The organism is Massilia sp. KIM (assembly GCF_002007115.1).
GTDB lineage: Bacteria > Pseudomonadota > Gammaproteobacteria > Burkholderiales > Burkholderiaceae_D > Telluria.
On the sequence record NZ_MVAD01000004.1, the window covers coordinates 292,170 to 315,468 of the forward strand.

Consider the following 23,299-nt stretch of genomic DNA (forward strand, 5'->3'; position numbering starts at 1 on the left):
GGGCTTGCCTAGTAGGCCAGCAGCAACGCGAGCTGCAGCGCGGTGTTCTCGGCCGGGTTCTGCTTGAAGCCGGTCTTGGCGTAGCGGTGCCAGCGCCCCGTCACATAACTCACCAAGAGGCTGGCGCGCGCGGCGACGTCGGCTTCCTCGCCATGGCCCTGGGTGACGGCGACCCGCAGCGCGCCCTTGAAGGCCAGTTCGATCTTGTCGTAGAACTGATTCATGCGCGCCTGCAGGCGCTCGTCCTCGCCCACCAGCGCGTCGCCGATCAGGACCCGGGTCATGCCCGGATTGTTGGCGGCGAAGGCCAGCAGCATCTGCAGGATGGCCCGGGCCTGTTCGATGCCGCCTTCCTCGCGTTCGGTGATCTGGTTGATCAGGCCGAACACGGTGGACTCGATGAATTCGATCAGGCCCTCGTACATCTGCGCCTTGCTGGCGAAATGGCGGTACAGGGCGGCCTCCGATACCGACAGGCGCGCAGCCAGCGCGGCGGTCGTGATCTTTTCGCCCTTGGGCTGCTCGAGCATCGAGGCCAGGGCCTGGAGGATTTGCAGCTTGCGCTGGCCTGGCTTGGTGCTTGCCATGGATTCCCTAGTGGTCGTTGTTGTTGGTGTTCTTATCGCAGCCTGTGCAAGCGCGCAGGCAGTTGCCGTACAGATTTTACTTTGACATCGACGTAACCGGGGCGGCGCAGGGTCCGCCGGGCCGGCAGGCGCGGTCCCGGCTTGCCGGCCGGCTCGCCCATGCGCAGGTATTGGGTGACCCAGACCGTGCGCAGGCCGAGCTGGCTGGCGCTCTTGAGGTTGGCCAGGGTGTCCTCGACCAGGATGCAGCGGCCGGGCGAGGCCTTGTGCCGGCGCAGCAGGCGGCGCAGCATCAGCTTGGAGGGCTTGGGACGCAGTTGGCCGTGCACTTGCATGTGCTCGATGGCCACGTGGTGGGCGAAGTGGTGGTGCAGCTTGAGGCGGCGCACGATCTCGCTCGAATAGCGGGTCGGCGCGTTGGTGAGCAGGATCTTGCGTCCCGGGAGGCGGCGCAGCAGGCGCGCCAGGCCGCGTTCGGCGCGCATCAGGCGGTCGAGCGGGCCGATCTCGTGGGTCTCGCGCAGGAAGTCGGCGGCGCGCACCTTATGGTGGCGCATCATGCCGAGCAGGGTGGCGCCATAGCGCTTCCAGTAGCCCAGGCGCGCGGCGTCGACCGCCGCCTGGTGGGCCGGCAGGCCGTGCTGGGCCAGCACGCGCGCGATGTACAGGTTCATGTTGGCGCTGATCGCCGGGAAGATCGCGTACGAAGCGTCGTGCAGCGTGTTGTCGAGGTCAAACAGCCAGACTGGAGCGCGCATGATCGGGGTGGCCACGATGGGGCATGAGGCGTAGTGGTTGCAACATGCGATTATAGCCATCCGGGCGCAAGGACGCAGCGGACTGAAGAGATACGAGGGGGAAGGAAAGCGATGGTGCCCTTGACGTGGATTGAACACGTGGCCTCTCCCTTACCAAGGGAGTGCTCTACCACTGAGCTACAAGGGCTGGTAGAAACATGGCGGGCAGTGCCCGCCGTGTCGAACGCCGCGGCATGCTTCGCCGCAAACGTTTAGTGGGAACGGATCATAGTGCCAAAAGCCTGTTCGGTCAAGACTTCCAGCAACAAACTGTGCTCGATGCGGCCATCGATGATGTGCACGGTGTTCACGCCCGACTTGGCGGCGTCCAGCGCCGACGAGATCTTCGGCAGCATGCCGCCCGAGATCGTGCCGTCCGCGAACATCTCGTCGATCTCGCGCGCCGACAGGTCGGTGACCAGGTTGCCGTTCTTGTCCTGCACGCCGGCGATGTTGGTCATCATGATCAGCTTCTCGGCCTTGAGGATCTCGGCGATCTTGCCGGCCACGACGTCGGCGTTGATGTTGTAGGCCTGGCCGTCCTGGCCGAAACCGATCGGCGAAATGATCGGGATGAAGGCGTCGTCCTGCAGCGCCTTCACGACCGCCGGATTGATCGCGTCGATCTCGCCCACGAAACCGATGTCGAGGAATTCGCCCGGCTTGTCCTTGTCCGGCATCGCCATGCGGCGCGCGCGGATCAGGCCACCGTCCTTGCCGGTCAGGCCCACGGCCTGGCCGCCGTAGTGGTTAATCAGCATCACGATGTCCTGCTGGACTTCGCCGCCGAGCACCCACTCGACCACTTCCATGGTTTCTTCGTCGGTGATGCGCATGCCTTGCACGAAGGTGCCCTGCTTGCCGATCTTCTTCAGCGCGTTGTCGATCTGGGGACCGCCGCCGTGCACCACGACGGGGTTCATCCCGACCAGCTTGAGCAGGATGACGTCGCGCGCGAAGCCGTGCTTCAGGCGCTCGTCGGTCATGGCATTGCCGCCGTATTTGATGACGATGGTCTTGCCGTGGAAATTACGGATGTACGGGAGCGCCTCGGCCAGGATTTGCGCCTTGATCTGCGGCGAGACCGCGGTCAGGTCACTGTGTTGTTCCTCGGTCTGCAGGCTGGACAAAGTAGCGTTCATGGAGGGTCCGAAAATAATGTCGCGAGATTTTACAGGCAAACGCCGTAAAAACAGCGTAAAACTTGTGCAGATTATAGGGGGTCTTGTTGTATTTTATGGCGGTAAAGTGTCACGAAACTGTTGTCATCATGGGCCATCTTTCCAAAAAATTATTTTCTTCGGTCGCACACCGGGGGCGACAGTGAGTACCTGCACACGCTGCGGGGCCGAGTTCGGCTGCGCCATGGCCGAGGGCAGCGCCGAACCCTGCTGGTGCACCCAGCTGCCGCCGGCCGTGCCGGTGCCGCAGGAGGCGCTCGGCTGCTGGTGCCCGGCCTGCCTGCAGGCTCACATCGCCGCGCTCGCCCGGCCGCTCAGCGCCGGGTCTTGAAGAAGCGCATCATCTCGCGGCTCGCATCCGGGCCCTTGCCGTCGGTATAGCTGCCGCGCGCGTTGCCGCCGAACCAGGCATGGCCGGCGCCATGCACCACCCAATGTTCCGCGTGCACGGTGCCGTCGTCGCGCCGGTGCACCGTGCGCGTGTACGCGTGGCCATCCGGCACCCGGCCCGGCTCCACCGCCGCCCGCGCGCGCTCGTGCGCCATCTGCGCCACCAGGCCTTCGCCGTTGGCCGGATGCACCGTGGTGTCCTGGTCGCCGTGGAACACGATGATGGGCAGGGCGCGGCCCGGGATCTGGCTCTTGCGGAAGTCGCCCTTCATGGCCGCCAGCGCCGAGGGCAGGTCGTGGGCCGAGGCGAAGGGCAGGCCGGAATGCACGCCCACGGCCGCGTACAGGTCGGGGTAGAGCGTGCCCATGATGGTCGCCATCGCGCCGCCGGCCGACAGGCCGGCCACGTAGACCTGCTTGGCATCGATCGCGTGGCGCGCCATCACGGCCTGGGTCATGCCGGCGATCAGCGCCGGCTCGCCCTGGCCGCGCTGCTGGTCGACCGCGTTGAACCAGTTCCAGCAGCGCGAAGGATTGGCCTGCTTGCTCTGGGCCGGATAGAGCACGATGCAGGCCATTTCCTCGGCCAGTGCGTTCATGCCGGTGCCGAGCGCGAAGTCCTCGGGATCCTGGGTGCAGCCGTGCAGCATCACCACCAGCGGCACCGGCTCGCCGGCATAGGTGCTGGGAACGTAGAGCTTGTAGTCGCGGGTGCCGGCTTCGTTGGTATAGCTGCCGTCCACGAATTTGCCGGGCAGCGCGTCGGGCGAAATGAAGGGCAGGGTCGGCACCGGCACCGCCAGGTCGCGCATCTGGCGCTGGGCCGCGCGCTGCATGGCGGAGGCGTTCTTCATCGCTTCCTGGATCACGGCGCCCGTTCCGGCAGGCCCCTTGCGCAACAGCGAGCGGGTTGCTGCGCGCACCTGCGCAAGCAATCTCTGGTTGAGTTTCATAGGCTCTCCTTGTGGGCGCATAAGATGAATCTCGGGCCGGAGGCTTACACCAGCCTTGCAAGGCCAGCGGCCGTGCGCGTGTTAATCTAAGGAATGCTTCCCACTTTCCAACCCGGCCTGCGTTTCACATGGCAGTACACGGTGCCTGAGCGTGCGACCGTACCGAATATTTATCACGATACCTTGTTTTGCCGAGATATGCCGGACGTGTTGGCAACCGGCTACTTGGTGGGGATGATGGAACTTGCCTGCCTGCACGGAATGATGCCCTACGTGGACTGGCCGCGAGAGCAGAGCCTGGGCACGATGGTGAGCTTCCGCCATCTCGCGCCGAGCGCGCCGGGAACGACGCTCACGATCCACGGACAGGTGCTGGAAGTGGAGGGGCGGCGCGTGCGTTTCCAGGTCGAGGCCTGGGACGAGGGGGAGAAGGTGTGCGAAGGCACGCACGAGCGCTGCCTGATCGACGCCGGGCGCTTCGCCGACAAGCTGGCGCGCAAGCGCGCCGCGCTGGAAAAGAATCAGGAACAGCCTTCGACGTAGTCGACGGCGGGCTTGACGCCGGCGCGCACGCGCTTGAACTTGCCCTTGCTGGTCTCGAACACCAGGGCCTTGCCGGCGCCCTTGCGCAGGATGAGGTACTTGCCGTCCGGGTCGTACTTGTGCGGCTCCAGGCGCGCGTGCGGATGGTGGCGCAGGGCTTCCTCGACCTGCATGTTGGCGGTGATGCCCGCGCTGTTGGGGATGATGCCCTTGGCGTCGGCGCGCGTGATGCGGCCTTCCTCGACCATGAAGGTCACGCGCGGATAGCGCTTGAAGCGCACGATCGAGCAGGCATGCGGATCGGGGCGCGGCGTGGCGCGCTGGCCGAGGCGCTTTTCCGCCGCCGACAGGCGCTCGCCGAAGCGGATCTTGCCGTAGCCTTCGGGCTTCAGGGTCTGGGCGCAGACGCTTGCGGTGGCCCCCAGCAGCAGGGCGGCGATCAGGAGACGCGGTGACATGATGTTGCCTTTCAGAGAATGGATGAGTATACCGGTGCGTCCGCACCGGCGGCGCGCGGGCGCGGAACGCGCGATAATGCGGTTTCCGGCCCGGCCGCACCCAGACCCACGCATGAACCCAGAACAGCAGACTCCCGTCCCTTCGCCCTGCATCAACGTGTGCCAGATGGCGCCCGACACCGGCCTGTGCCGCGGCTGCCTGCGCACGATCGACGAGATCGTCGCCTGGGGCAAGGCCAGCGACGACTACAAGCGCGCCGTGTGGGCCGAGATCCGGCGCCGCGAAACCGGGATCGAATGGCGCTGACATGAGCGCGCGCCTGCCGGCGTCCGTGCGCGTCCTGGAGCGCGGCTGGCTCTCTTCCAACAACGTCCTGCTCGTCGGTAAGGATGACACGGCGCTGATCGACAGCGGCTACGCCACCCATGCCGAACAGACCTTGGCCCTGGTGCGCCATGCCCTGGACGGCCGCGCGCTCGACCGCCTGGTCAACACCCACCTGCACTCCGACCATTGCGGCGGCAACGCGCTGCTGCGCGCCAGCTATGGCTGCGAGGTGGCGATTCCGGCCACCGATGCGGCGGCGGTGGCGGCCTGGGACGAGGAGGCGCTGAGCTTTCGCGCCACCGGCCAGCAATGCCCGCGCTTCGGCTTCGACGCCACGCTGGCGCCGGGCAAGGTGCTGGCGCTGGGCGGCCTGCGCTGGGAGGTCTTGGCCGCGCCGGGGCACGACCCCCATGCGCTGCTGCTGTTCTGCGCCGACGAGGGCCTGCTGGTGTCGGGCGACGCGCTGTGGCAGGACGGCTTCGGCGTGATCTTCCCCGAACTGGCGGGCGAGCCGGGCTTCGACGAGGTCGCGGCGACCCTGGACTTGATCGGGCGGCTGGACGCGCGCGTGGTCATTCCCGGCCACGGCGCCGTGTTCGAGGATGTCGAAGAGGCGCTGGCGCGGGCCCGCGCGCGCCTGGACTACCTGCGCGCCGACCCGATGCGCAATGCGCGCAACGCGGTCCGGGTGCTGCTCAAATTCCTGCTGCTGGAGCGCCAGGCGCTGGCGCTGGAGGGCCTGGCGGCGCTGCTGGCCTCGATACCCCTGGTGGAGCGCGTGCGCCGAGAGCAGCTGGGCATGGAGCCGGACGAGCTGGCGCGCTGGGCGCGCGACGAGCTGCTGCGTGCCGGGGTCGCCCGCGTCGACGGCGTCATGCTGCGCGACGTTTAGAACGAAAAATCTAGCACGGTCGTTCTTTTTTCGGGGCTATAATGTCCGGAGACCGATCCACCAACCGCTATCCGGGAGTCCTTCCATGACGCTGCCTCCAGTGCTGCAGAACCTGTCCTTACCCGTCATCGCCTCGCCGATGTTCATCGCCAGCGGTCCCGCGCTGGTGGCGGCCCAGTGCAAGGCCGGCATCGTCGGCTCCTTCCCGGCGCTGAACGCGCGTCCGGCCGAGCTGCTCGACACCTGGCTGACGGACCTGCAACGCGAGCTGGCCGAGTACCAGGAAGCGCATCCGGGCGCGCGCGTGGGCCCGATCGCGGTGAACCAGATCGTGCACCAGTCGAACGACCGCCTGGAGCACGACGTGGCGGTGTGCGTGAAGCACCAGGTGCCGATCATCATCTCCTCGCTGCGCGCGCCGCCGAAGGAGATGCTGGACGCGGTGCACGCCTACGGCGGCATCGTGATGCACGACGTGATCTCGATCCGCCACGCCGAGAAGGCGCTGGAGGCGGGTGTGGACGGCCTGATCCTGGTCGCGGCCGGCGCCGGCGGCCACGCGGGAGCGCTCTCGCCCTTCGCGCTGGTGGGCGAGGTGCGCAAGTTCTTCAAGGGCCCGATCGCCCTGTCGGGATCGATCGCGACCGGCGACGCGATCCTGGCGGCGCAGGCGATGGGGGCGGACTTCGCCTACATCGGCTCGCGCTGGTTGGCGACCAGGGAATCGAACGTGAGCGAGGCCTACCGCGAGGCGATCGTCGAGTCGAGCGCGGCGGACGTGGTGTACACCAACCTGTTCACCGGGGTGCACGGCAACTACCTCAAGAAGTCGATCGTGGCGGCGGGGCTGGATCCGGACAACCTGCCGGAGTCGGACAAGAGCAAGATGAGCTTCGGCTCGGGCAGCGCCAAGGCCTGGCGCGACATCTGGGGCGCGGGGCAGGGCGTGGGCCTGATGGACGACGTGCCGACCGTGGCCGAGATGGTGGAGCGCCTGAAGAAGGAATACGCGGCGGCGCGTGCGCGCCTGGCGCTGTAAACCGATGCGCAGCCTTGCCGTGTCCTCGTGACCACCAGCCTTTGAACGTCATCCCGGCGAAGGCCGGGATCCAAGTTTTGCATGCGCAGTGGCTGTTCGACGAACTTGGATCCCGGCCTTCGCCGGGATGACGTGCTGGAGTAATGGGCCATAACGTACTGAGGCGGCCGGCCATGACGTGCTGAAGAAGCGGGCCATGACGAGCCGAGGCAGCGGGCCAAGGCAGCGCGCCATCGCGTACCGGGGCGGCGGAACTCAGTCCTTGGGCTTGAGGTCTTCCTGCCTGATCACCCACAGCCCCGGCAGGTTGCGCCAGTAGCCGTAGATGTCCATCCCGAAGCCGACCACGAATTCGTTCGGCACCGTCAGGCCCACCAGGTCCGCCTTGATCGGCTTAACCCTTCCCAGCTCCTTGTCCGCGAACACGGCCACGATCACTTCCGCCGCGCCCATGTCGAGCAGGCGCTGCTTCACGTGCGCCAGCGTCTCGCCCTCGTCCAGGATGTCGTCGACGACGACGATGGTCCGCCCGGCCACGTTCTGGCGCGGGATGACCTTCCAGACGATCTGCCCGCCCTGGTCTTCGTCGCCGTAGCGGCTCACGTGGATGTAGTCGAACTCGAGCGGGAAGTCGAGCTGGGTCAGCAGGTGGCCGGTGAACACCACCGCGCCGCCCATGACACCCAGCACCAGGGGGAAGCTGTCGTCACCCTGTTGGGCAAAGCGGGCATTGAGCCGCTCGGCCACGTTCCTCACCGCCGACTGGACTTGTTCGGGACTGACGATCTGGCGCGCATTGGCCAGCAGCGCGCGGGCGCGCTCGTGATGAAATTCTTGAATGCTCATACGGTTCTCTCGTTTGCCGGGCCATTATGCGCCATCCCAGCAGGCAATGCTGTTACTGTAGGCCTCAGGCGGCGGCCTCGATCTCGCGCTGCAGCTTGCGGGCCAGCTTGGCGAATACCAGCTCGTAGGAGCGGCGCAGCATGGCCGCCAGCTCGGCGTCGTCCATCTTCGCATCGGCCTTCACATAGACCCACTTGGCGCGCGCCAGGTAAGGCGCGGGAATGATGCCGGGACGGTCGGTCAGCTCCAGGAAGCGTTCGTCGTCCACCTTGAAGCTGATGCCCTCGTGAGGCGCCGATGCGTTGGTGGCGGCGAACATCTTCGCCCCGACCGAGAACACGATGTCGTGGTCCCACTTGATGTCTTCGGTGCAGCCGGGGAAGCTCCGGCACACGGTCTTGGCGGATTCGAAATCCATGCTTGTCCCCTGCTGCGGCGTCGGGGCGCCGCTTATCGTGTTCGTCCAGGCCATGATTCTAACGCGGCCAGGCCGGCATCCCGCAAAAGGGATGTCGTGGCGCAATAGCAAGCCGCGCCACAGAGGAGGATTGCGGCGTATCATACGTGGCTTGGAAAACAATCTGATGCACTCATCCATGTCCACCAACGACACCCGGCCCGCCGTGGCCACCCGCCTCGCCGACCTGCGCGCCGCCATGGCCCGCCACGGCATCGCCGCCTACATCGTCCCGTCGAGCGACCCGCACCTGTCGGAGTACCTGCCCGGCCACTGGAAGGGCCGCGAATGGCTGTCCGGCTTCACCGGCTCGGTCGGCACCTTCATCGCCACCGCGGATTTTGCCGGCGTCTGGACCGATGGCCGCTACTGGACCCAGGCCGAAACCGAACTGGCCGGCACCGAGCTCCAGCTGATGAAGATCCCGGGCGCGGCGAGCCAGCTGCACGTCGACTGGCTGGCCGCCAACGTGGCCGCGGGCGGCACGGTGGCGGTGGACGCGCGCGTGCTCGGCCTGGCCGGCGCGCGCCTGCTGGGCGACGCCTTGCGCGCCAAGGGCGTGCACCTGCGCACCGACCTCGACCTCCTCGACGAGGTGTGGAACGAACGCCCGGCCCTGCCGGCCGACCCGGTGTTCGAGCACCTGCCGCCCTACGCGACCGTGAGCCGCGCCGACAAGCTGGCCGCCACCCGCGCCGCGATGGAAGCCCATGGCGCGGGCTACCACTTCATCTCCACCCTGGACGACATCGCCTACCTGTTCAACCTGCGCGGCGCCGACGTCAGCTTCAACCCGGTGTTCCTGGCCCACGCCCTGATCGGCCGCGCCGACGCCACCCTGTTCGTCGGCGAGGACAAGGTGCCGCACGAGCTGCGCGCCCGCCTGGAAGCCGACGGCGTGCACCTGGCTCCCTACGCCAACGCCGCGCGCGCCTTGCAGGCGCTGCCCGACGGCGCCACCCTGCTGCTCGACCCGCGCCGTGTCACGGCCGGCATGCGCGAGGCCGTGGCCGAGGGCGTGAACGTGGTCGAGGCGATCAACCCGACCACCTTCGCCAAGTCGCGCAAGCTGCCGGAAGAAGCGGTCAACGTGCGCGCCGCCATGGAGCAGGACGGCGCCGCCCTGTGCGAATTCTTCTCCTGGCTCGAACCGCTGCTGCAGGACGCTGGCCGCGCCCCGCTCAACGAAGTCGACATCGACACCCACATCACGGCCGCGCGCGCGCGCCGCCCGAACTTCATCAGTCCGAGCTTCTCGACCATCGCCGGCTTCAATTCCAACGGCGCGATCATGCACTACCGCGCCGCGCCGGGCAGCTGCGCCGTCATCGAGGGCGACGGCCTGCTCCTGATTGACTCCGGCGGCCAGTACCTGGGCGGCACCACCGACATCACGCGCGTGATCCCGGTCGGCACGCCTTCCGATTCCCAGAAGCACGACTACACCCTGGTGCTCAAGGGCCTGATCAACCTCTCGTCCACCCGCTTCCCGCGCGGCACCCGCGCGCCCATGCTGGACGCCATCGCGCGCGCGCCGATCTGGGCCGCCGGCATCGACTACGGCCACGGCACCGGCCACGGCGTGGGCTACTTCCTGAACGTGCACGAAGGCCCGCAGACGATCTCGCCGGCGGTGCCGCCGGACCCGCACACGGCGATGGAGCCGGGCATGATCACCTCGATCGAGCCGGGCATCTACCGCCCGGGGCGCTGGGGCATCCGCATCGAGAACCTGGTGCTCAACCAGCTCGTGGCGAGCACCGAGTTCGGCGAGTACCTGGGCTTCGAGACCCTGACCCTGTGCCCGATCGACACCCGCTGCCTGGACCGCGCGCTGCTGCGCGCCGACGAAGTCGCATGGCTGAACGACTACCACGCCACGGTGCGCGCGCGTCTCGCGCCGCACGTGAGCGGCGCCGCGCGCGACTGGCTGATGCTGCGCACGGAGGCGATCTGATGGCCAGCGCGCGTTCCACCCGCGCCAGCGCGGCGGTCGAGCGGCTCAAGAAACGCACCGGCAACGCGGCCTATTCGATGGCGCGTACCGGCGAGGGCCTGTTCTTCCTGTCGGAAGCGCCGGGCGCGCCGCCGCTGTGCGCGCCGCTCGAACTGGACGACTTCGTCGCCTTCGTCAACGGCCTCGGGCCGCAAGAGGTCAAGAAGATCAGCAAGCACGACGCCGCTTTCGAGAAGCAGCTGGTGCGCAAGAAGCCGACGAACTGAATTTATGAACAAATCCCAGCTGCTGGCCTCCTACTGGTCGGGCCCCGAAATTTTTACCAATGCGCTGATCCTGCTGCACCTGGCGGGCGCGCTGGCCCTGGGCCTGCTGGTCGGCTACGAGCGCGCCTACCATGGGCGCGCGGCAGGCATGCGCACCTATGGCTTGGTGTGCATGGCCTCGGCCGCGCTGACCATCCTGGCCGGCTACCCGGACTTCTGGTACGGCGGCCACGCCGGCCTGCTGGCGCCGATCGACCCGACCCGCATCATCCAGGGCGTGGTCACCGGCATCGGCTTCCTGGGCGCCGGCGTGATCATGCGCGACGGCTTCAACATCAGCGGCCTGACCACGGCCGCCTCGATCTGGGCCTCGTCCGCGATCGGGATCCTGGTCGGCGTCGGCTTCTACCTGGCCGCGATGGGCCTGGCCTTCTTCTCGAGCATGATCATGATCTACCTGAACCGCCTCGAGACCCTGCTGCCGTCGCGCCACGCGGTGGCGGTGCGCATGCGCTTCAAGCCGGACTTCCTGCCGCGCGAGGAGGGCCTGCGCACGGCGGCCCTGGAGCGCGGCTACGAGATCGCCGGCAGCTCGCTCACCATCAGCAGCGAGGACGGGCGCCAGGAATGGCGCTTCGTGGCGCTGGCGCTGTCGCGCAAGACCGGCGCGCCGCTCCCGGAACTGGCCGAGGAGCTGGCCGCCTTTGAAGGCGTGGAAGCCTTCCAGCTTTCGCACGCCCGCAACTAAGAACAACAAGATTCGTCCACACCCGGGAAACCCCCATGCAAGCTCAAGATGTCCTCGATTTCTGGTTCCTGCCCCCGGGCAGCGAAGGCCACGGCAAGCCGCGCCGCGAGTGGTTCCGCAAGAACGACGCGTTCGACGCCGAGATCCGCGAACGCTTCGGCGCGACCATCGCCCAGGCGGTCGCCGGCGGCCTGCGCGAATGGGATGCGCTCGGCCCGCGCGGCGCGCTGGCGCGCCTGATTGTGCTGGACCAGTTCACCCGCAACGCCCACCGCAACACCCCCGAGGCCTTCGCCGGCGACCCGCTGGCCCTGCAGGCCGCGCGCCAGCTTGTGGATTCCGGCGCCCACCTGGAACTGCTGCCGGTGGAGCGCTCCTTCGTCTACATGCCCTTCGAGCACGCCGAGGACGCCCGCATGCAGGAGCAGGCGGTGGCGCTGTTCACCGAGCTGTCGCGCGAGCACCCGGGCTTCGAGGACACGCTCGACTATGCGCACCGCCACCGCGGCGTGATCGCGCGCTTCGGCCGCTTCCCGCACCGCAACGCCATCCTCGGGCGCGCCTCCACCCCGGAGGAGATCGACTTCCTGAAACAGCCGGGTTCGGGATTCTGAGGTGGCGCCGAGCCTGAACCTGGTCGGCGCCGGCCACGTCGGGCGCGTGCTCGGCCGCCTGTTCGCGCAGCACGGGGTGTTCGCGCTGCAGGACGTGCTGACCCGCTCGCCCGCCAGCGCACATGAGGCCGTCGCTTTCATGGGCGCCGGCACGCCGGTGGCGGAACTGGCCGCGATGCGCCCGGCCCGGGTCTGGCTCCTGGCGGTGAACGATGACCAGATCGGCCCGGTCTGCGCCGCGCTGGCCCAGGCCCACGACCTGTCGGGCGCGCTGCTGTTCCATTGCAGCGGCGCCAAGGCATCCTCCGAACTGCAGGCCGCGCGCGCGGCCGGCGCCCACGCGGCGAGCCTGCACCCGGTGCGCAGCTTCGCCGATCCCGAGGGCGTGGCCCGCGATTTCGCCGGCACCTGGTGCGGCGTCGAGGGCGACGCGGCGGCGCTGGCGCTGCTGGGGCCCGCCTTCGAGGCGATCGGCGCGCGCCTGGTCGCCATCGACCCCGCCGCCAAGACCGTCTATCACGCGGCCGCCGTGTTCGCGTCCAACTACCTGGTGACCGTGCTCGACGCCGCCCTGCGCGCCTATGTGGCGGCCGGGGTGCCCGAGCACGTGGCGCGCGAGCTGGCGCGGCCGCTCGCGACCGAGACCCTGGCCAATGTGTTTCGCCTGGGGCCGGCCGCCGCCCTGAGCGGCCCGGTGGCGCGCGGCGACTTCGCCACGGTGGCGCGGCAGCAGCAAGCACTTACTGACTGGGACCCGCCGACGGGCGGCCTGTACGAGGCGCTGGTGCCGCCGACCGCCGCGCTGGCGCGCCGCAAGCGCGGCCTTGAATGATCCACAAGGAGATGAATGTGCTGTTGAGCGCTTGGGCCACCCTGGCAGTGCTGGGCGTGTATTTCTGGACCTGGGCCAATGCCGCCCGCGCGCGCATGCGCTACCAGGTGCCGGCGCCGTCGATGGACGGCCCGGAAGGCTTCCTGCGCAGCCACAGGGTGCTGATGAACACCCTCGAGCAATTGCCGCTGGTGCTGGGACCGATGTGGCTGTGCGCCCTGTTCCTGGGCGACCTCTGGGGCGCGGCCGGCGCCATGCTGTGGTGCCTGGGCCGCATCCTGTACGCGCTCGGTTATTACCGCGATCCTGCCAGGCGCGAGGCCGGTTTCATTCTTGGCATGCTTGCCTCTGCGGCACTGGTTTGTGGCGCAGTTGTGGGACTATTGCTGCGCTAACGCTAAAAAAGTGCAAGGAAAGATCGACAAAGTTCCCACATGGCAATAAGCTTGGACGCTAACCATTACAAAGCCAAGTTGCATGCCGTTCGGTTACCACCGGAAAGGCATCAGGAGAAGGAGAATCACCATGCTGTTTTTGAAGAGCACCAGCGTTACCAAGGCCCCCGGCATCTACGAGGTCGACGTCGCGGCAAAGCCTCCCGGGAAGACCTTCGGTGTCTTCATGGCGACCGACCCCGATAATCCGCCGCAGTCGGTCCTGGCCGGACTGGCCGAGTTGGGTTTCCGCAACGTCCACCAGCAGAGCTATATCCACAAGGACAAGGGCAAAGTGCTGGACCTGCATTTCCAGAAAGACGGCACCGATCTCTTCAACGGCTGGAAGGCCGAAGAGTGCGAGGCCAACCTGGCCGCCATCGACACCCTGTTCGGCAACGTCGGCATCAAGATCGTGCCGCGCGTAATGAGCCTGGCAGAAGCCTACCGCTAAGCCTGCACCTCGATGTGGTAGAGCGCCCAGGGGCAGGCCCCGAAGCGCTCGTTCACCGCGCGTGCCGCCATGTCCGGCACCCGGTCGGCGTCGTACACCGCCCATAGCGGACCCAGGCCGCCCAGCGGCATCGGTTTGCCATCCAGGTGGGTGGCGACGATCATGTTCCACGCCCGCAACTGGCGCATGTCGAGCGCCGCCGCATAGCCGTCCACCGCCCGCAGCACCACCTTGGCCGACTCGCCCGGACGCGCGCCGGCCTGGGCCAGCACGTCCGTGAGCAGGGGGCCGCGCAGGGCGTGTGCCTTGCCGTCGTATTCCAGGGTCGGACGGATGCTGCGCGCGGGCAGGGCGGCCAGCATTCCAAAGTCCATGGCGTAGGCGCGCGTGAAGGCCAGTTTTTGCTTGTGCATCATCTGGTCGAGGGCCGGGTCGAGGGCGCCGCGGTTGCTGCGTCCGATCGCGCCGGTAATGGTCAGGAGGCTCGGCCCCTGGGGCGCCGGTGCGGCGGCGGGGGCGCCGAAGACCGGGGCGGCGCCGGCCAGGGCGGCCGCGCCGAGGAAGTGGCGTTTGTCCATGCGAAAATATCCGTCCGTGGAAAGCCGCCATCATAGCCCCCAAATTTGCACTATGGATATATTTAGCTCAGGCAGCAGCTTGAGCCCGGTCCCGTTGCCGGACGGCGAACTGGCCTGGCTGCAGCAACTGCCCCTCCCGTACACGAATGGCGAGGTCCTGGCGCGCCTGATCGCCGAGACCGACTGGCGCGAAGAGACGGTCCTGGTCTACGGCAAGCGCCATCTGCAGCCGCGCCTGAGCGCCTGGTATGGAGAGGCGGGCTACCGCTATTCCGGCCTCAGCCTGGCGCCGGCGCCCCTGACGCCCTTGCTGGAAACACTGCGCGGCGCGGTGCAGGACGTGACCGGCCACCACTTCAACAGCGTGCTGCTGAACTATTACCGCAACGGGCAGGACAGCATGGGCATGCACGCCGATGACGAAGCATCGCTAGGGCCGGCCCCGGTGATCGCCTCCCTCAGTTTTGGCGCCACCCGGACCTTTATCCTGCGTCACAAGCGCAGTAAACAGACGCTGAAAATGGACTTGAGCGACGGCAGCCTCTTACTGATGAGTGGTGGCACACAGATTCATTGGTTGCATGGCATCAATAAAACGGCCAAACCCGTCGGACCGCGTGTAAACCTAACTTTCAGGAAAATCATTTGATCAGAACGCTTCGGCGCGCATTGTGTTGCCATCTTTACTGACCGAAGGGTCATTTAGTTACATTTGATTACAGTTCTTACGACTTCGCCACGGATTTAATGTTTCGTCAGTGCTACATTGAACACATCGCGATTCACTGGGAATCGCGAACCAGAGAAAACGAAACAAGAAGAGGATTCGTGATGAAAAAGCTTATCGTTGCACTGATCGCCTCCGCCGCCGCCATCTCGGCAGCACAAGCTCAAGACACCCCGCGCGCCTATGTCGGCGTCGGCGTGGCGAGCGCAGACCACGAGAATTCGATCCCGGGCGCCGCTGGTGTGGACGCCGACGGCTACAAAGCTTCCGGCAAGATCTTCGCCGGCTATGACTTCAACCGCACCTGGGGAGTGGAAGCCGGTTACACCGATTTCCGCGATTCGAGCGTGAACTACCGCATCGGCAACGTGCCGGGCAATGGCGAGACCAAGGGCCACGCCGTCTACCTGGCTGGTAAGGCCAGCATGCCGATCAACGACCAGTTCACCGCCTACGCCAAGCTGGGCGTGACCCGCACCAAGAACGAACTGGAAACCGTGAATGCTTCGCTGAACCGCAGCGACAGCAAGACCGAAGCCTACGGCGCGCTGGGCGTGCAGTACGCGATTAACCAGAACGTTTCCCTGGTCGCCGAGTACGAGCGTTATGGCAAGACCAAAGACTTCGGCGCCAAGCCGAACGTCTGGACCATCGGCGCGAAGTACACCTTCTAAGCCGAGCGGCGCACTGCTCTAAAACCGGCGCGAAGTACACCTTCGCCGCCGGGTAGCACACTGCTCCAAACAACGTCGTCCCCGCGCAGGCGGGGACCCAAGTTCTGTTTGCGTGATCGTAGCGCATGCAAACTTGGGTCCCCGCCTTCGCGGGGACGACGTTGTTAAGGGTGGCGGAATTTCTAAGCCGAGCGACGCACTGCCCTGAAACCGGCGCGAAGTACACCTTCCACGCCGAGCAGCACACTGCTCCAAACAACGTCGTCCCCGCGCAGGCGGGGACCCAAGTTCTGTTTGTGTGATCGTAGCGCATACAAACTTGGGTCCCCGCCAAGGGGGCCGCCGAGGCCGGGGACGACGTTTTTGCGGGTAGCGGAATTTCTAAGCCGAGCGGTGCACTGCTCTGAAACCGGCGCGAAGTACACCTTCCACGCCGAACAGCGCAGTGCTCTGAAACCAGCGCGAAGTACACCTTCTACGCCGAGCAGCACACTGCTCCAAACAACGTCGTCCCCGCGCAGGCTGGGACCTGAGTTCTGTTTGCGTGATCGTAGCGCATGCAAACTTGGGTCCCCGCCTCCGCGGGGACGACGTCTTGGCGATAGCGGAATAGTTCGCTTACAGGCGCGCCAGCTGCAGCCCCTGCGGCCGCGTGATCCAGGGCGGCACAATCAGTTCGGCCTCCGGCTCGGCATGCCCCGCCGACAGGAAGCGGTGCAGCGACGACCACGGCCATTCCCCCGGTGCCCCGCAATGGCCGTGCCGCACCGCGTCGGTGTGCACCCAGTCCACCAGCTTGGCGTAATCCTCCTCGTCCTGCACCCGGTAATGCTTGTAGTGCCGCTCCCACAGCGCCCCTTCGCTGGTATCCGGCGCCCCCGCCTTGCGCAGCGCCTTGGAAAACGCAATCTTCACCGCCCGCCAGCGGCTCGAGCAGTCGTGGTCGCCCGGCGGCAGGGTCCAGATCGTGTGCGCGTGGTCCGGCAGCACCACCCAGGCATCAAGGTGGAAGGGCTTGCGCACGCGTGCCAGCCGCATGGCTTCGCTGAATGCGGAAATATGCTCGGTCAACAGGGAGCTCCCACGGTCGACAAGGCGCACCGTGAAAAAAAACGTCCCGCCCGGGACGCGGTTGTCGCGGTAATTTGTCATGGGTCCATTCAACGCCTGGCAGCCGCAGCGACGGCTAGGCAAGACGGGGCGAAAAGTATGTACAGTGCCCGTCCGCTTGCATTCTACACATGAAGTGGGATGGAGCCCGTTCCGTTTCCGCGCGTAAAAAAACCCGCCGCAACACAAGGCTGGGGCGGGTTTTCCCTTACGAAACAAAAGTTTACGTAGTGAGCGGTTTGTAGCGAATACGCTTCGGTTTCGCGCCTTCTTCGCCCAGGCGTTTCTTCTTGTCGGCTTCGTATTCCTGGTAGTTACCGTCGAAGAAGGTGACCTGCGAATTGCCTTCGAAGGCCAGGATGTGGGTCGCGATGCGGTCCAGGAACCAGCGGTCGTGCGAGATCACCATCACGCTGCCGGCGAATTCCAGCAGCGCGTCTTCCAGGGCGCGCAGGGTTTCCACGTCGAGGTCGTTCGACGGTTCGTCCAGCAGCAGCACGTTGCCGCCCTGCAGCAGGGTCTTGGCCAGGTGCAGGCGGCCGCGTTCGCCACCCGACAGGTTGCCCACGACCTTTTGCTGGTCGGCGCCCTTGAAGTTGAAGCGGCCCAGGTAGGCGCGCGAAGGCATCTCGAAGCGGCCCACGCTCAGCATGTCGGCGCCGCCGGTGACGTCCTCGAACACGGTCTTGTTGTTCGCCAGTTCGTCACGGCTCTGGTCCACCAACGAGACCTTGGCGGTCTTGCCGATCACGACTTCGCCGCTGTCCGGCTGTTCCTTGCCGGCGATCATCTTGAACAGGGTCGACTTACCGGCGCCGTTCGGACCGATGATGCCGACGATCGCGCCCGGCGGCACGGTGAAGGACAGGTTGTCGATCAGCAGGCGGTCGCCGAAGGCCTTGGTGACGTTCTTGAACTCGATGACTTCATTGCCCAGGCGCTCGGCCACCGGAATGAAGATTTCCTGGGTCTCGTTGCGCTTCTGGTATTCGTATTCGCTCAGCTCGTTGAAGCGGGCCAGACGCGCCTTGGACTTGGCCTGGCGCGCCTTCGGATTCTGGCGCGCCCATTCGAGTTCCTTGGCCAGCGCTTTCTGGCGCGCCGACTCGCTCGCTTCTTCCTGCTTCAGGCGTGCTTCCTTCTGCTCCAGCCAGGACGAGTAATTGCCCTTCCAGGGGATGCCGTGGCCGCGGTCCAGTTCCAGGATCCATTCGGCGGCGTTGTCGAGGAAGTAGCGGTCGTGGGTGATGCCCACCACGGTGCCCGGGAAGCGCAGCAGGAACTGCTCCAGCCACTCGACCGATTCGGCGTCCAGGTGGTTGGTGGGTTCGTCCAGCAGCAGCATGTCGGGCTTGGACAGCAGCAGCTTGCACAGCGCCACGCGGCGCTTCTCGCCGCCCGACAGCACGCCGATCTTCTGGTCCCAGGGCGGCAGGCGCAGGGCGTCGGCGGCCATTTCCATCTGCAGGTTCAGGTTGCCGCCATCGGCGGCGGCGATGATCGATTCGAGCCGCTCCTGCTCCTTGGCCAGGGCGTCGAAATCGGCGTCCGGTTCGGCGTAGGCGGCGTACACGGCTTCCAGCTTGGCCTGGGCCTCGAAGGCTTCGCCCAGGCCGCTTTCCACTTCCTGGCGCACGGTCTTTTCCGGGTCCAGCTGGGGTTCCTGCGGCAGGTAGCCGATGTTCAGGCCCGGCATCGGGCGCGCTTCGCCTTGGATGTCGGTGTCGATGCCGGCCATGATCTTGAGCAGGGTCGACTTGCCCGAGCCGTTCAGGCCCAGCACGCCGATCTTCGCGCCCGGGAAGAAGGAAAGCGAGATGTCTTTCAGGATCTGGCGTTTTGGCGGGACGATTTTGCCCACGCGGTTCATGGTATAGACGTAATTGGCCATGCTTTAACTCTGGTGTTGTTTAAGGTGCACAGGATACGACAGAACCCGCGCCCGACACAGGATTTCTTCGCGAAACCGCGTGCCGGGCGGGGCGGGATCAAGCTTTGGCGGCGCGCCTGCCGTGCAGCAGGCCTTCGCCGGCGTACAGCAGCAACGCGGCCCAGATCAGGACGAAGCCGATCAGGCGTTCGGCGTTGAAGGCTTCATGGAACAGCCACACGCCGAGCAGGAACTGGATCGAGGGCGACAGGTATTGCAGCAGGCCCAGGATCGACAGCGGAATCTTGCGCGCGCCGGTGGCGAACAGCAGCAGTGGAATGGCGGTAATCGGCCCGGCCGCGATCAGGAGCAGGCGCGTGGTGTCGGAGGGCGTGTTGACGAAGGCGTTCTCGCCCGTGTAGGTGAGCCAGCCGATGTAGGCGGCGGCCACCGGGAACAGCACCATGGTCTCGAAGGACAGGCCTTCGAGCGCGCCCAGGGCTGCGGTCTTGCGCAGCAGGCCGTAGCCACCGAAGGAGGCCGCCAGGAACAGCGCGATCCAGGGCACCGAGCCGGCCTGCCAGGTCAGCCAGGCCACGCCCAGCGCCGCCACCGCGATCGCGCCCCATTGCGCCGGGCGCATGCGTTCCTTGAGCAGCAGGTAGCCGAACATGATGTTCACCAGCGGGTTGATGAAGTAGCCGAGGCTGGCGTCGATCACGTGGCCGTTCTTGACCGCCCAGATATACACGAGCCAGTTGGCGCTGAGCAGGAAGGCCGAGGCCACGAAGCTGCCCAGCACGCGCGGGTCGCGCACCTGCTCCAGCCATTTCCACTGGCGGCGCAGGGCCAGCACGATCAGCAGGAAGCCGAGCGACCACAGCATGCGGTGGGCCAGGATCTGCATGGCTGGCACGTCGCCGATCGCGTGGAAGTAAATAGGGAAGAGCCCCCAGCACAGGAAGGCGGAGGCGGCGGACAGGATACCGGAGCGCATGGGAGGGGGGCGTAATTGCTAGAGCGACATTATCCCCCAATTGGATAGACCCTGCTGGCGCGGGCCGGTTTTACGCGGGTGTATGATGCAATACGAAATCTTCTTGCAATTTTCTTGTCCGTATTCTATGGTGCGCCGCACCAGAACAAAAGCATGGTGCAATCTTGACCCCTGAAAACAAGAAAAGCAGCCTGGCCGCACTCACCCTCGCCGCGGTCGGTATCGTCTACGGCGATATCGGCACCAGTCCTCTGTATACCCTGCGGGCCATTTTCGACGACGAACATGGCCTGCCGCTGACCACGCCGAACATCCTCGGCATCGTGTCCCTGATCTTCTGGAGCCTGACGATCATCGTCTCGCTCAAGTACGTGACCCTGGTTTTGCGCGCCGATAATAACGGCGAAGGCGGGATCATGGCCCTGATGGCGCTCGCCACCAATTCGGTGACGCGCGCTTCCAGCTGGCATTTCCCGCTGCTCGTGATCGGCGTGCTGGGCGCCACCATGTTCTATGGCGACAGCGTGATCACGCCCGCGATCTCGGTGCTGGGCGCGATCGAAGGCCTGGAGGTGGCAGCGCCCGGCATGTCGCACTACGTGGTGCCGATCGCGGTCGTGGTGCTGGTGGTCCTGTACAGCGTGCAGCGCCACGGCACCGCCGGCATCGGGCGCTTCTTCGGCCCCATCATGCTGGTCTGGTTCCTCGTCCTGGCGTCGATGGGCGTGGTCAACATCATCGAAGCGCCGGAGATCCTCACCGCCCTCAATCCCTGGCATGCGCTGCGCTTCATGCTGGAGAACAAGCTGCTGGCCTTCATCGCCCTCGGTGCGGTGGTCCTGGCGATCACCGGCGCCGAGGCCTTGTACGCCGACATGGGCCATTTCGGGCGCAAGCCGATCCGCATGGCCTGGTTCCTGATCGCCTTTCCGGCGCTGGCCCTGAACTACCTGGGCCAGGGCGGACTGCTGATCCACCAGCCGGACGCGGTCGAGAACCCCTTCTTCCACCAGCTCGGCACCTGGAGCGTGATCCCGCTGGTGATCCTGTCGACCATGGCCGCGGTGATCGCGTCCCAGGCCACGATCTCGGGCACTTATTCGATGACCAAGCAGGCGATCGCGCTGGGCCTGCTGCCGCGCATGCGCATCATGCACACCTCGGAAAGCGAGATCGGCCAGATCTACATCCCCGCCGTGAACTGGGCCCAGTTGTGCATCGTGCTGATCGCGGTGGTCGGCTTCGGTTCCTCGGACGAGCTGGCCGGCGCCTACGGCATCGCGGTGACCGCGACCATGATGGCGACCACCATCCTGACCTTCTTCGTGACCCGCTACCGCTGGCACCTGCCGCTGGTGGTCTGCCTGGGCGCCACCGGCTTCTTCCTGCTGATCGACATCATGCTGTTCTCGTCGACCACGCTGAAGCTCCTGCACGGCGGCTGGTTCCCGCTGCTGCTGGGCACGGTGCTGCTGACCCTGATGCTGACCTGGAAGCGCGGCCGCGAACTGGTGTTCGAGAACCTGGAAAAGCACGCGATCCCGCTCGAAGCCTTCATGGAATCGCTGTTCGTGGCCCCGCCCGTGCGCGTGCCCGGCACCGCGCTGTTCCTGCGCGGCGAGAGCGACGGCGTGCCGCACGCCTTGCTGCACAACCTGTCGCACAACAAGGTGCTGCACGAGCGCGTGGTCTTCCTGACCGTGCACATCCGCGAAGAGCCCTGGGTGGCGCCGGCCGAACAGGTCAGGATCGTGGAACTGGGCCACAACTGCTTCCAGCTGAACGTGCAGTACGGTTTCAAGGACGAGCCCGACATTCCCGGCATTCTGCGCCAGTGCGCCGACCTCGGCCTGGTGTTCGAGATGATGGAAACCTCCTTCTTCATTGCCCGCCAGACCGTGATCTCGACGCCGGGACGCGGCATGGCGCCGTGGCGCGAGCACCTGTACGTGATGATGTCGCGCAATGCCCGCACGGCGGCCGACTACTACCAGATTCCGCCCAACCGCGTCATCGAGCTGGGCACCCAGGTGGAGATCTAGCGCTTACAAATTGGTGACAAATTCCTCACAGTTTCATGGCATCAATGAGATAAGGTGTAAAGTTGCGTGTTGCAAATTTTTCCGCACCTTTTTTCGTCAAGGATTACCCATGAAATTGAAGCTTCCCCTGATCGCGGCCTTCGTCGCCGTCCTTGGTCTGACCGCCTGCGGCGGCGGCAGCGACTCCGGTGGCGGTGGTGGCAACGGCGTCGCCGTCAGCAGCCCGGCAACCCTGACCAAGACCGACAATACGGTCGGCACCGGCGCCGAGGCCGTCAACGGCGCGGTCGCCAGCCTGGACTACAGCCTGTGGCTGTACAACGAAGCCGCAGCCGACAAGAAGGGTTCGGCGATCCAAGCCAACAAGTTTACCTTTACCCTGGGCGCCAACCAGACCATCCCGGGCTTCGAGCAGGGCGTGCTGGGCATGAAGGTGGGCGGCAAGCGCACCATCCTGATTCCGGCCAGCCTGGCCTATGGCGCGACCGGCACCAGCGGCATTCCGCCGAATTCGGGCCTGGTGTATGAAGTGACCCTGACCAAGATCGAGACCGTGAGCAGCCCGGCTTCGCTGGTCAAGACCGACCTGGTGGTGGGCACCGGCGCCGAAGCCGTGGCCGGCAAGACCGCCGCGCTGAGCTTCAGCCTGTGGCTGTACGATGCCGCGGCCGCCGACAAGAAAGGCAAGCACATCCAGAACAACAACTTCACCTTCAAGCTGGGCAACAAGGAAGCGCTGGAAGGCTTCGAGCAGGGCGTGACCGGCATGCGTGCCGGCGGCAAGCGCTTGATCTACATCCCGGCCAGCCTGGGCTACGGTTCGGCCGGCGTGCCGGGTGTGGTGCCGGGCAATTCGGGTCTGGTGTATGAAGTGACGCTGAATACCGTCCAGTAAGCGAAACACCTTATCCACCGAAACACCGTCGTCCCCGCGCAGGCGGGGACCCAAGTTTGCAAGCGCATCGACAGCGCGAACAGAACTTGGGTCCCCGCCTTCGCGGGGACGACGTTTTTACGTTGCGGGATGACGTTCTTTGGCTAGGTCTCGGCGTCAGCGCAGCATGTCGATGTGCATGATCCCATCCTCGTCATACGGCGCCGAGACGGTCTGGAAGCCGAAGCTCTGGTAGAAGCTTTCCAGATACTGCTGCGCGCCGATGCGGATCCGATGCCCCGGGTAGAGGCTTTCCGCACATTCGATCCCGCGCGCCAGCAGCAGCCGGCCGGCGCCGGTGCCGCGCGCGGCCGGTGTGGTGATCACCCGGCCGAGCGACATCTCGGCATACTTGGCGCCCGGGGCAAGCACCCGCAGGTAGGCCGCCAGTTCGCGCTTGCCGTCCACGCTGCGCCAGCCGAGCAGGTGATGGGCGTCGAGGTCGTAACCGTCGATGTCCGGGTACAGACAGGTCTGCTCCAGGATGAAGACGTTCTGGCGCTGGGCCAGCACCTCGTACAGGTCTTTGTTGGAGAGGTCGGAAAAGCTGGAGAATTGCCAGTCGAGCATGGTGGGTCGGGATGGAAGTGA

The 23,299-nt window shown here is 66.0% G+C and carries 28 protein-coding genes and 1 tRNA gene; 16 read left to right on the plus strand and 13 right to left on the minus strand.

Features of this window, described 5'->3' with window-relative positions; all coding sequences use genetic code 11:
- Window positions 1-8: 8 nt before the first annotated feature.
- The 4 genes from slmA to argB form a co-directional block, all read right to left on the minus strand.
- On the minus strand, window positions 9-587 hold the full coding sequence (gene slmA, locus B0920_RS23905; protein WP_078035197.1) for a nucleoid occlusion factor SlmA: 579 nt from the start codon (window positions 585-587) through the stop codon (window positions 9-11).
- Window positions 588-619: 32 nt separating this feature from the next.
- The gene (locus B0920_RS23910; RefSeq protein WP_078035340.1) at window positions 620-1,345 is read right to left on the minus strand and encodes a pyrimidine 5'-nucleotidase; all 726 of its coding nucleotides are present in this window, start codon (window positions 1,343-1,345) and stop codon (window positions 620-622) included.
- 112 nt (window positions 1,346-1,457) lie between these two features.
- Window positions 1,458-1,532 (minus strand) — tRNA-Thr (locus tag B0920_RS23915).
- Between the two features lie 64 nt (window positions 1,533-1,596).
- On the minus strand, window positions 1,597-2,526 hold the full coding sequence (gene argB / locus B0920_RS23920) for an acetylglutamate kinase (RefSeq protein WP_078035198.1): 930 nt from the start codon (window positions 2,524-2,526) through the stop codon (window positions 1,597-1,599).
- 181 nt (window positions 2,527-2,707) lie between these two features.
- On the opposite strand from argB, the gene B0920_RS26105 reads away from it, so the two are divergent.
- Window positions 2,708-2,896, plus strand: coding sequence for a cysteine-rich CWC family protein (locus B0920_RS26105; RefSeq protein ID WP_179119278.1), 189 nt, complete (start codon window positions 2,708-2,710; stop codon window positions 2,894-2,896).
- On the opposite strand, the gene B0920_RS23930 is transcribed toward B0920_RS26105, so the two are convergent.
- Entirely contained in the window at window positions 2,880-3,908 is a 1,029-nt protein-coding gene (locus tag B0920_RS23930; protein ID WP_078035199.1) for a PHB depolymerase family esterase, read from the minus strand. The two genes, B0920_RS26105 and B0920_RS23930, sit on opposite strands and share 17 nt — an antisense overlap.
- Window positions 3,909-4,106: 198 nt before the next feature.
- On the opposite strand from B0920_RS23930, the gene B0920_RS23935 reads away from it, so the two are divergent.
- A complete protein-coding gene (locus tag B0920_RS23935; RefSeq protein WP_267873423.1) occupies window positions 4,107-4,451 on the plus strand; it encodes a thioesterase family protein in 345 nt (114 codons plus the stop codon).
- On the opposite strand, the gene B0920_RS23940 is transcribed toward B0920_RS23935, so the two are convergent.
- Window positions 4,430-4,909, minus strand: a complete 480-nt coding sequence (locus B0920_RS23940) for a hypothetical protein (RefSeq protein ID WP_179119279.1) — start codon at window positions 4,907-4,909, stop codon at window positions 4,430-4,432. The two genes, B0920_RS23935 and B0920_RS23940, sit on opposite strands and share 22 nt — an antisense overlap.
- A 112-nt stretch (window positions 4,910-5,021) precedes the next feature.
- Between B0920_RS23940 and B0920_RS23945 the strand changes: the two genes are divergently transcribed.
- The 3 genes from B0920_RS23945 to B0920_RS23955 all read left to right on the plus strand — a co-directional run bounded on the left by B0920_RS23945 (window position 5,022) and on the right by B0920_RS23955 (window position 7,168).
- Window positions 5,022-5,216: a DUF1289 domain-containing protein gene (locus tag B0920_RS23945; protein WP_078035201.1), complete on the plus strand. Its 195-nt coding sequence runs from the start codon at window positions 5,022-5,024 to the stop codon at window positions 5,214-5,216.
- A gap of 1 nt (window position 5,217) precedes the next feature.
- Complete coding sequence (locus B0920_RS23950; protein WP_078035202.1) at window positions 5,218-6,129, plus strand: MBL fold metallo-hydrolase; 912 nt, start codon at window positions 5,218-5,220, stop codon at window positions 6,127-6,129.
- Window positions 6,130-6,214: 85 nt separating this feature from the next.
- Window positions 6,215-7,168 (plus strand): nitronate monooxygenase family protein, encoded by a 954-nt coding sequence (locus tag B0920_RS23955; protein ID WP_078035203.1) that lies wholly within the window; start codon window positions 6,215-6,217, stop codon window positions 7,166-7,168.
- Between the two features lie 255 nt (window positions 7,169-7,423).
- Here B0920_RS23955 and B0920_RS23960 read toward each other — a convergent pair whose 3' ends face one another.
- The gene (locus tag B0920_RS23960; protein ID WP_078035343.1) at window positions 7,424-8,008 is read right to left on the minus strand and encodes a hypoxanthine-guanine phosphoribosyltransferase; all 585 of its coding nucleotides are present in this window, start codon (window positions 8,006-8,008) and stop codon (window positions 7,424-7,426) included.
- Window positions 8,009-8,078: 70 nt separating this feature from the next.
- Entirely contained in the window at window positions 8,079-8,432 is a 354-nt protein-coding gene (locus tag B0920_RS23965; RefSeq protein ID WP_078035204.1) for an MmcQ/YjbR family DNA-binding protein, read from the minus strand.
- Between the two features lie 166 nt (window positions 8,433-8,598).
- Between B0920_RS23965 and B0920_RS23970 the strand changes: the two genes are divergently transcribed.
- From B0920_RS23970 to B0920_RS24000, 7 genes are all read left to right on the plus strand, one after another.
- Window positions 8,599-10,428 (plus strand): aminopeptidase P family protein, encoded by a 1,830-nt coding sequence (locus tag B0920_RS23970; RefSeq protein WP_229456841.1) that lies wholly within the window; start codon window positions 8,599-8,601, stop codon window positions 10,426-10,428.
- The gene (locus B0920_RS23975; protein WP_078035206.1) at window positions 10,428-10,694 is read left to right on the plus strand and encodes a hypothetical protein; all 267 of its coding nucleotides are present in this window, start codon (window positions 10,428-10,430) and stop codon (window positions 10,692-10,694) included. Before B0920_RS23970 ends, B0920_RS23975 begins: the two co-directional genes overlap by 1 nt.
- Before the next feature lie 4 nt (window positions 10,695-10,698).
- Window positions 10,699-11,442, plus strand: coding sequence for an MgtC/SapB family protein (locus B0920_RS23980; RefSeq protein ID WP_078035207.1), 744 nt, complete (start codon window positions 10,699-10,701; stop codon window positions 11,440-11,442).
- A gap of 35 nt (window positions 11,443-11,477) precedes the next feature.
- Complete coding sequence (locus B0920_RS23985; protein ID WP_078035208.1) at window positions 11,478-12,056, plus strand: DUF924 family protein; 579 nt, start codon at window positions 11,478-11,480, stop codon at window positions 12,054-12,056.
- A 1-nt stretch (window position 12,057) separates the two neighbouring features.
- Window positions 12,058-12,888, plus strand: a complete 831-nt coding sequence (locus B0920_RS23990; RefSeq protein WP_078035209.1) for a Rossmann-like and DUF2520 domain-containing protein — start codon at window positions 12,058-12,060, stop codon at window positions 12,886-12,888.
- Between the two features lie 11 nt (window positions 12,889-12,899).
- Window positions 12,900-13,283 (plus strand): MAPEG family protein, encoded by a 384-nt coding sequence (locus B0920_RS23995; RefSeq protein ID WP_229456842.1) that lies wholly within the window; start codon window positions 12,900-12,902, stop codon window positions 13,281-13,283.
- Window positions 13,284-13,413: 130 nt separating this feature from the next.
- The gene (locus B0920_RS24000) at window positions 13,414-13,776 is read left to right on the plus strand and encodes a hypothetical protein (RefSeq protein ID WP_078035210.1); all 363 of its coding nucleotides are present in this window, start codon (window positions 13,414-13,416) and stop codon (window positions 13,774-13,776) included.
- Here B0920_RS24000 and B0920_RS24005 read toward each other — a convergent pair.
- Window positions 13,773-14,354: a molybdopterin-dependent oxidoreductase gene (locus B0920_RS24005; protein ID WP_078035211.1), complete on the minus strand. Its 582-nt coding sequence runs from the start codon at window positions 14,352-14,354 to the stop codon at window positions 13,773-13,775. The genes B0920_RS24000 and B0920_RS24005 overlap by 4 nt on opposite strands.
- 79 nt (window positions 14,355-14,433) lie before the next feature.
- Here B0920_RS24005 and B0920_RS24010 point away from each other — a divergent pair, with 79 nt between their 5' ends.
- Window positions 14,434-15,003 carry an alpha-ketoglutarate-dependent dioxygenase AlkB gene (locus B0920_RS24010; RefSeq protein ID WP_307188912.1) on the plus strand — a complete coding sequence of 190 codons (570 nt, stop codon included), beginning with the start codon at window positions 14,434-14,436 and terminating at the stop codon, window positions 15,001-15,003.
- 182 nt (window positions 15,004-15,185) lie between these two features.
- Window positions 15,186-15,755 (plus strand): outer membrane beta-barrel protein, encoded by a 570-nt coding sequence (locus tag B0920_RS24015; RefSeq protein WP_078035213.1) that lies wholly within the window; start codon window positions 15,186-15,188, stop codon window positions 15,753-15,755.
- 618 nt (window positions 15,756-16,373) lie between these two features.
- On the opposite strand, the gene B0920_RS24020 is transcribed toward B0920_RS24015, so the two are convergent.
- From B0920_RS24020 to rarD, 3 genes are all read right to left on the minus strand, one after another.
- Window positions 16,374-16,907, minus strand: coding sequence for a transposase (locus tag B0920_RS24020; RefSeq protein WP_078035214.1), 534 nt, complete (start codon window positions 16,905-16,907; stop codon window positions 16,374-16,376).
- Between the two features lie 181 nt (window positions 16,908-17,088).
- Window positions 17,089-18,756, minus strand: a complete 1,668-nt coding sequence (gene ettA, locus B0920_RS24025; protein ID WP_078035215.1) for an energy-dependent translational throttle protein EttA — start codon at window positions 18,754-18,756, stop codon at window positions 17,089-17,091.
- Between the two features lie 97 nt (window positions 18,757-18,853).
- Window positions 18,854-19,732, minus strand: a complete 879-nt coding sequence (gene rarD / locus B0920_RS24030; RefSeq protein WP_078035216.1) for an EamA family transporter RarD — start codon at window positions 19,730-19,732, stop codon at window positions 18,854-18,856.
- Window positions 19,733-19,896: 164 nt separating this feature from the next.
- Here rarD and B0920_RS24035 point away from each other — a divergent pair, with 164 nt between their 5' ends.
- Both B0920_RS24035 and B0920_RS26110 read left to right on the plus strand, forming a co-directional pair.
- Window positions 19,897-21,774, plus strand: a complete 1,878-nt coding sequence (locus B0920_RS24035; RefSeq protein WP_078035217.1) for a potassium transporter Kup — start codon at window positions 19,897-19,899, stop codon at window positions 21,772-21,774.
- A 109-nt stretch (window positions 21,775-21,883) separates the two neighbouring features.
- Complete coding sequence (locus tag B0920_RS26110) at window positions 21,884-22,669, plus strand: FKBP-type peptidyl-prolyl cis-trans isomerase (RefSeq protein WP_179119280.1); 786 nt, start codon at window positions 21,884-21,886, stop codon at window positions 22,667-22,669.
- A 156-nt stretch (window positions 22,670-22,825) separates the two neighbouring features.
- Here the strand turns inward: B0920_RS26110 and B0920_RS24045 are convergent, their stop codons facing one another.
- Window positions 22,826-23,278 carry a GNAT family N-acetyltransferase gene (locus B0920_RS24045; RefSeq protein WP_078035218.1) on the minus strand — a complete coding sequence of 151 codons (453 nt, stop codon included), beginning with the start codon at window positions 23,276-23,278 and terminating at the stop codon, window positions 22,826-22,828.
- Window positions 23,279-23,299: the final 21 nt, after the last annotated feature.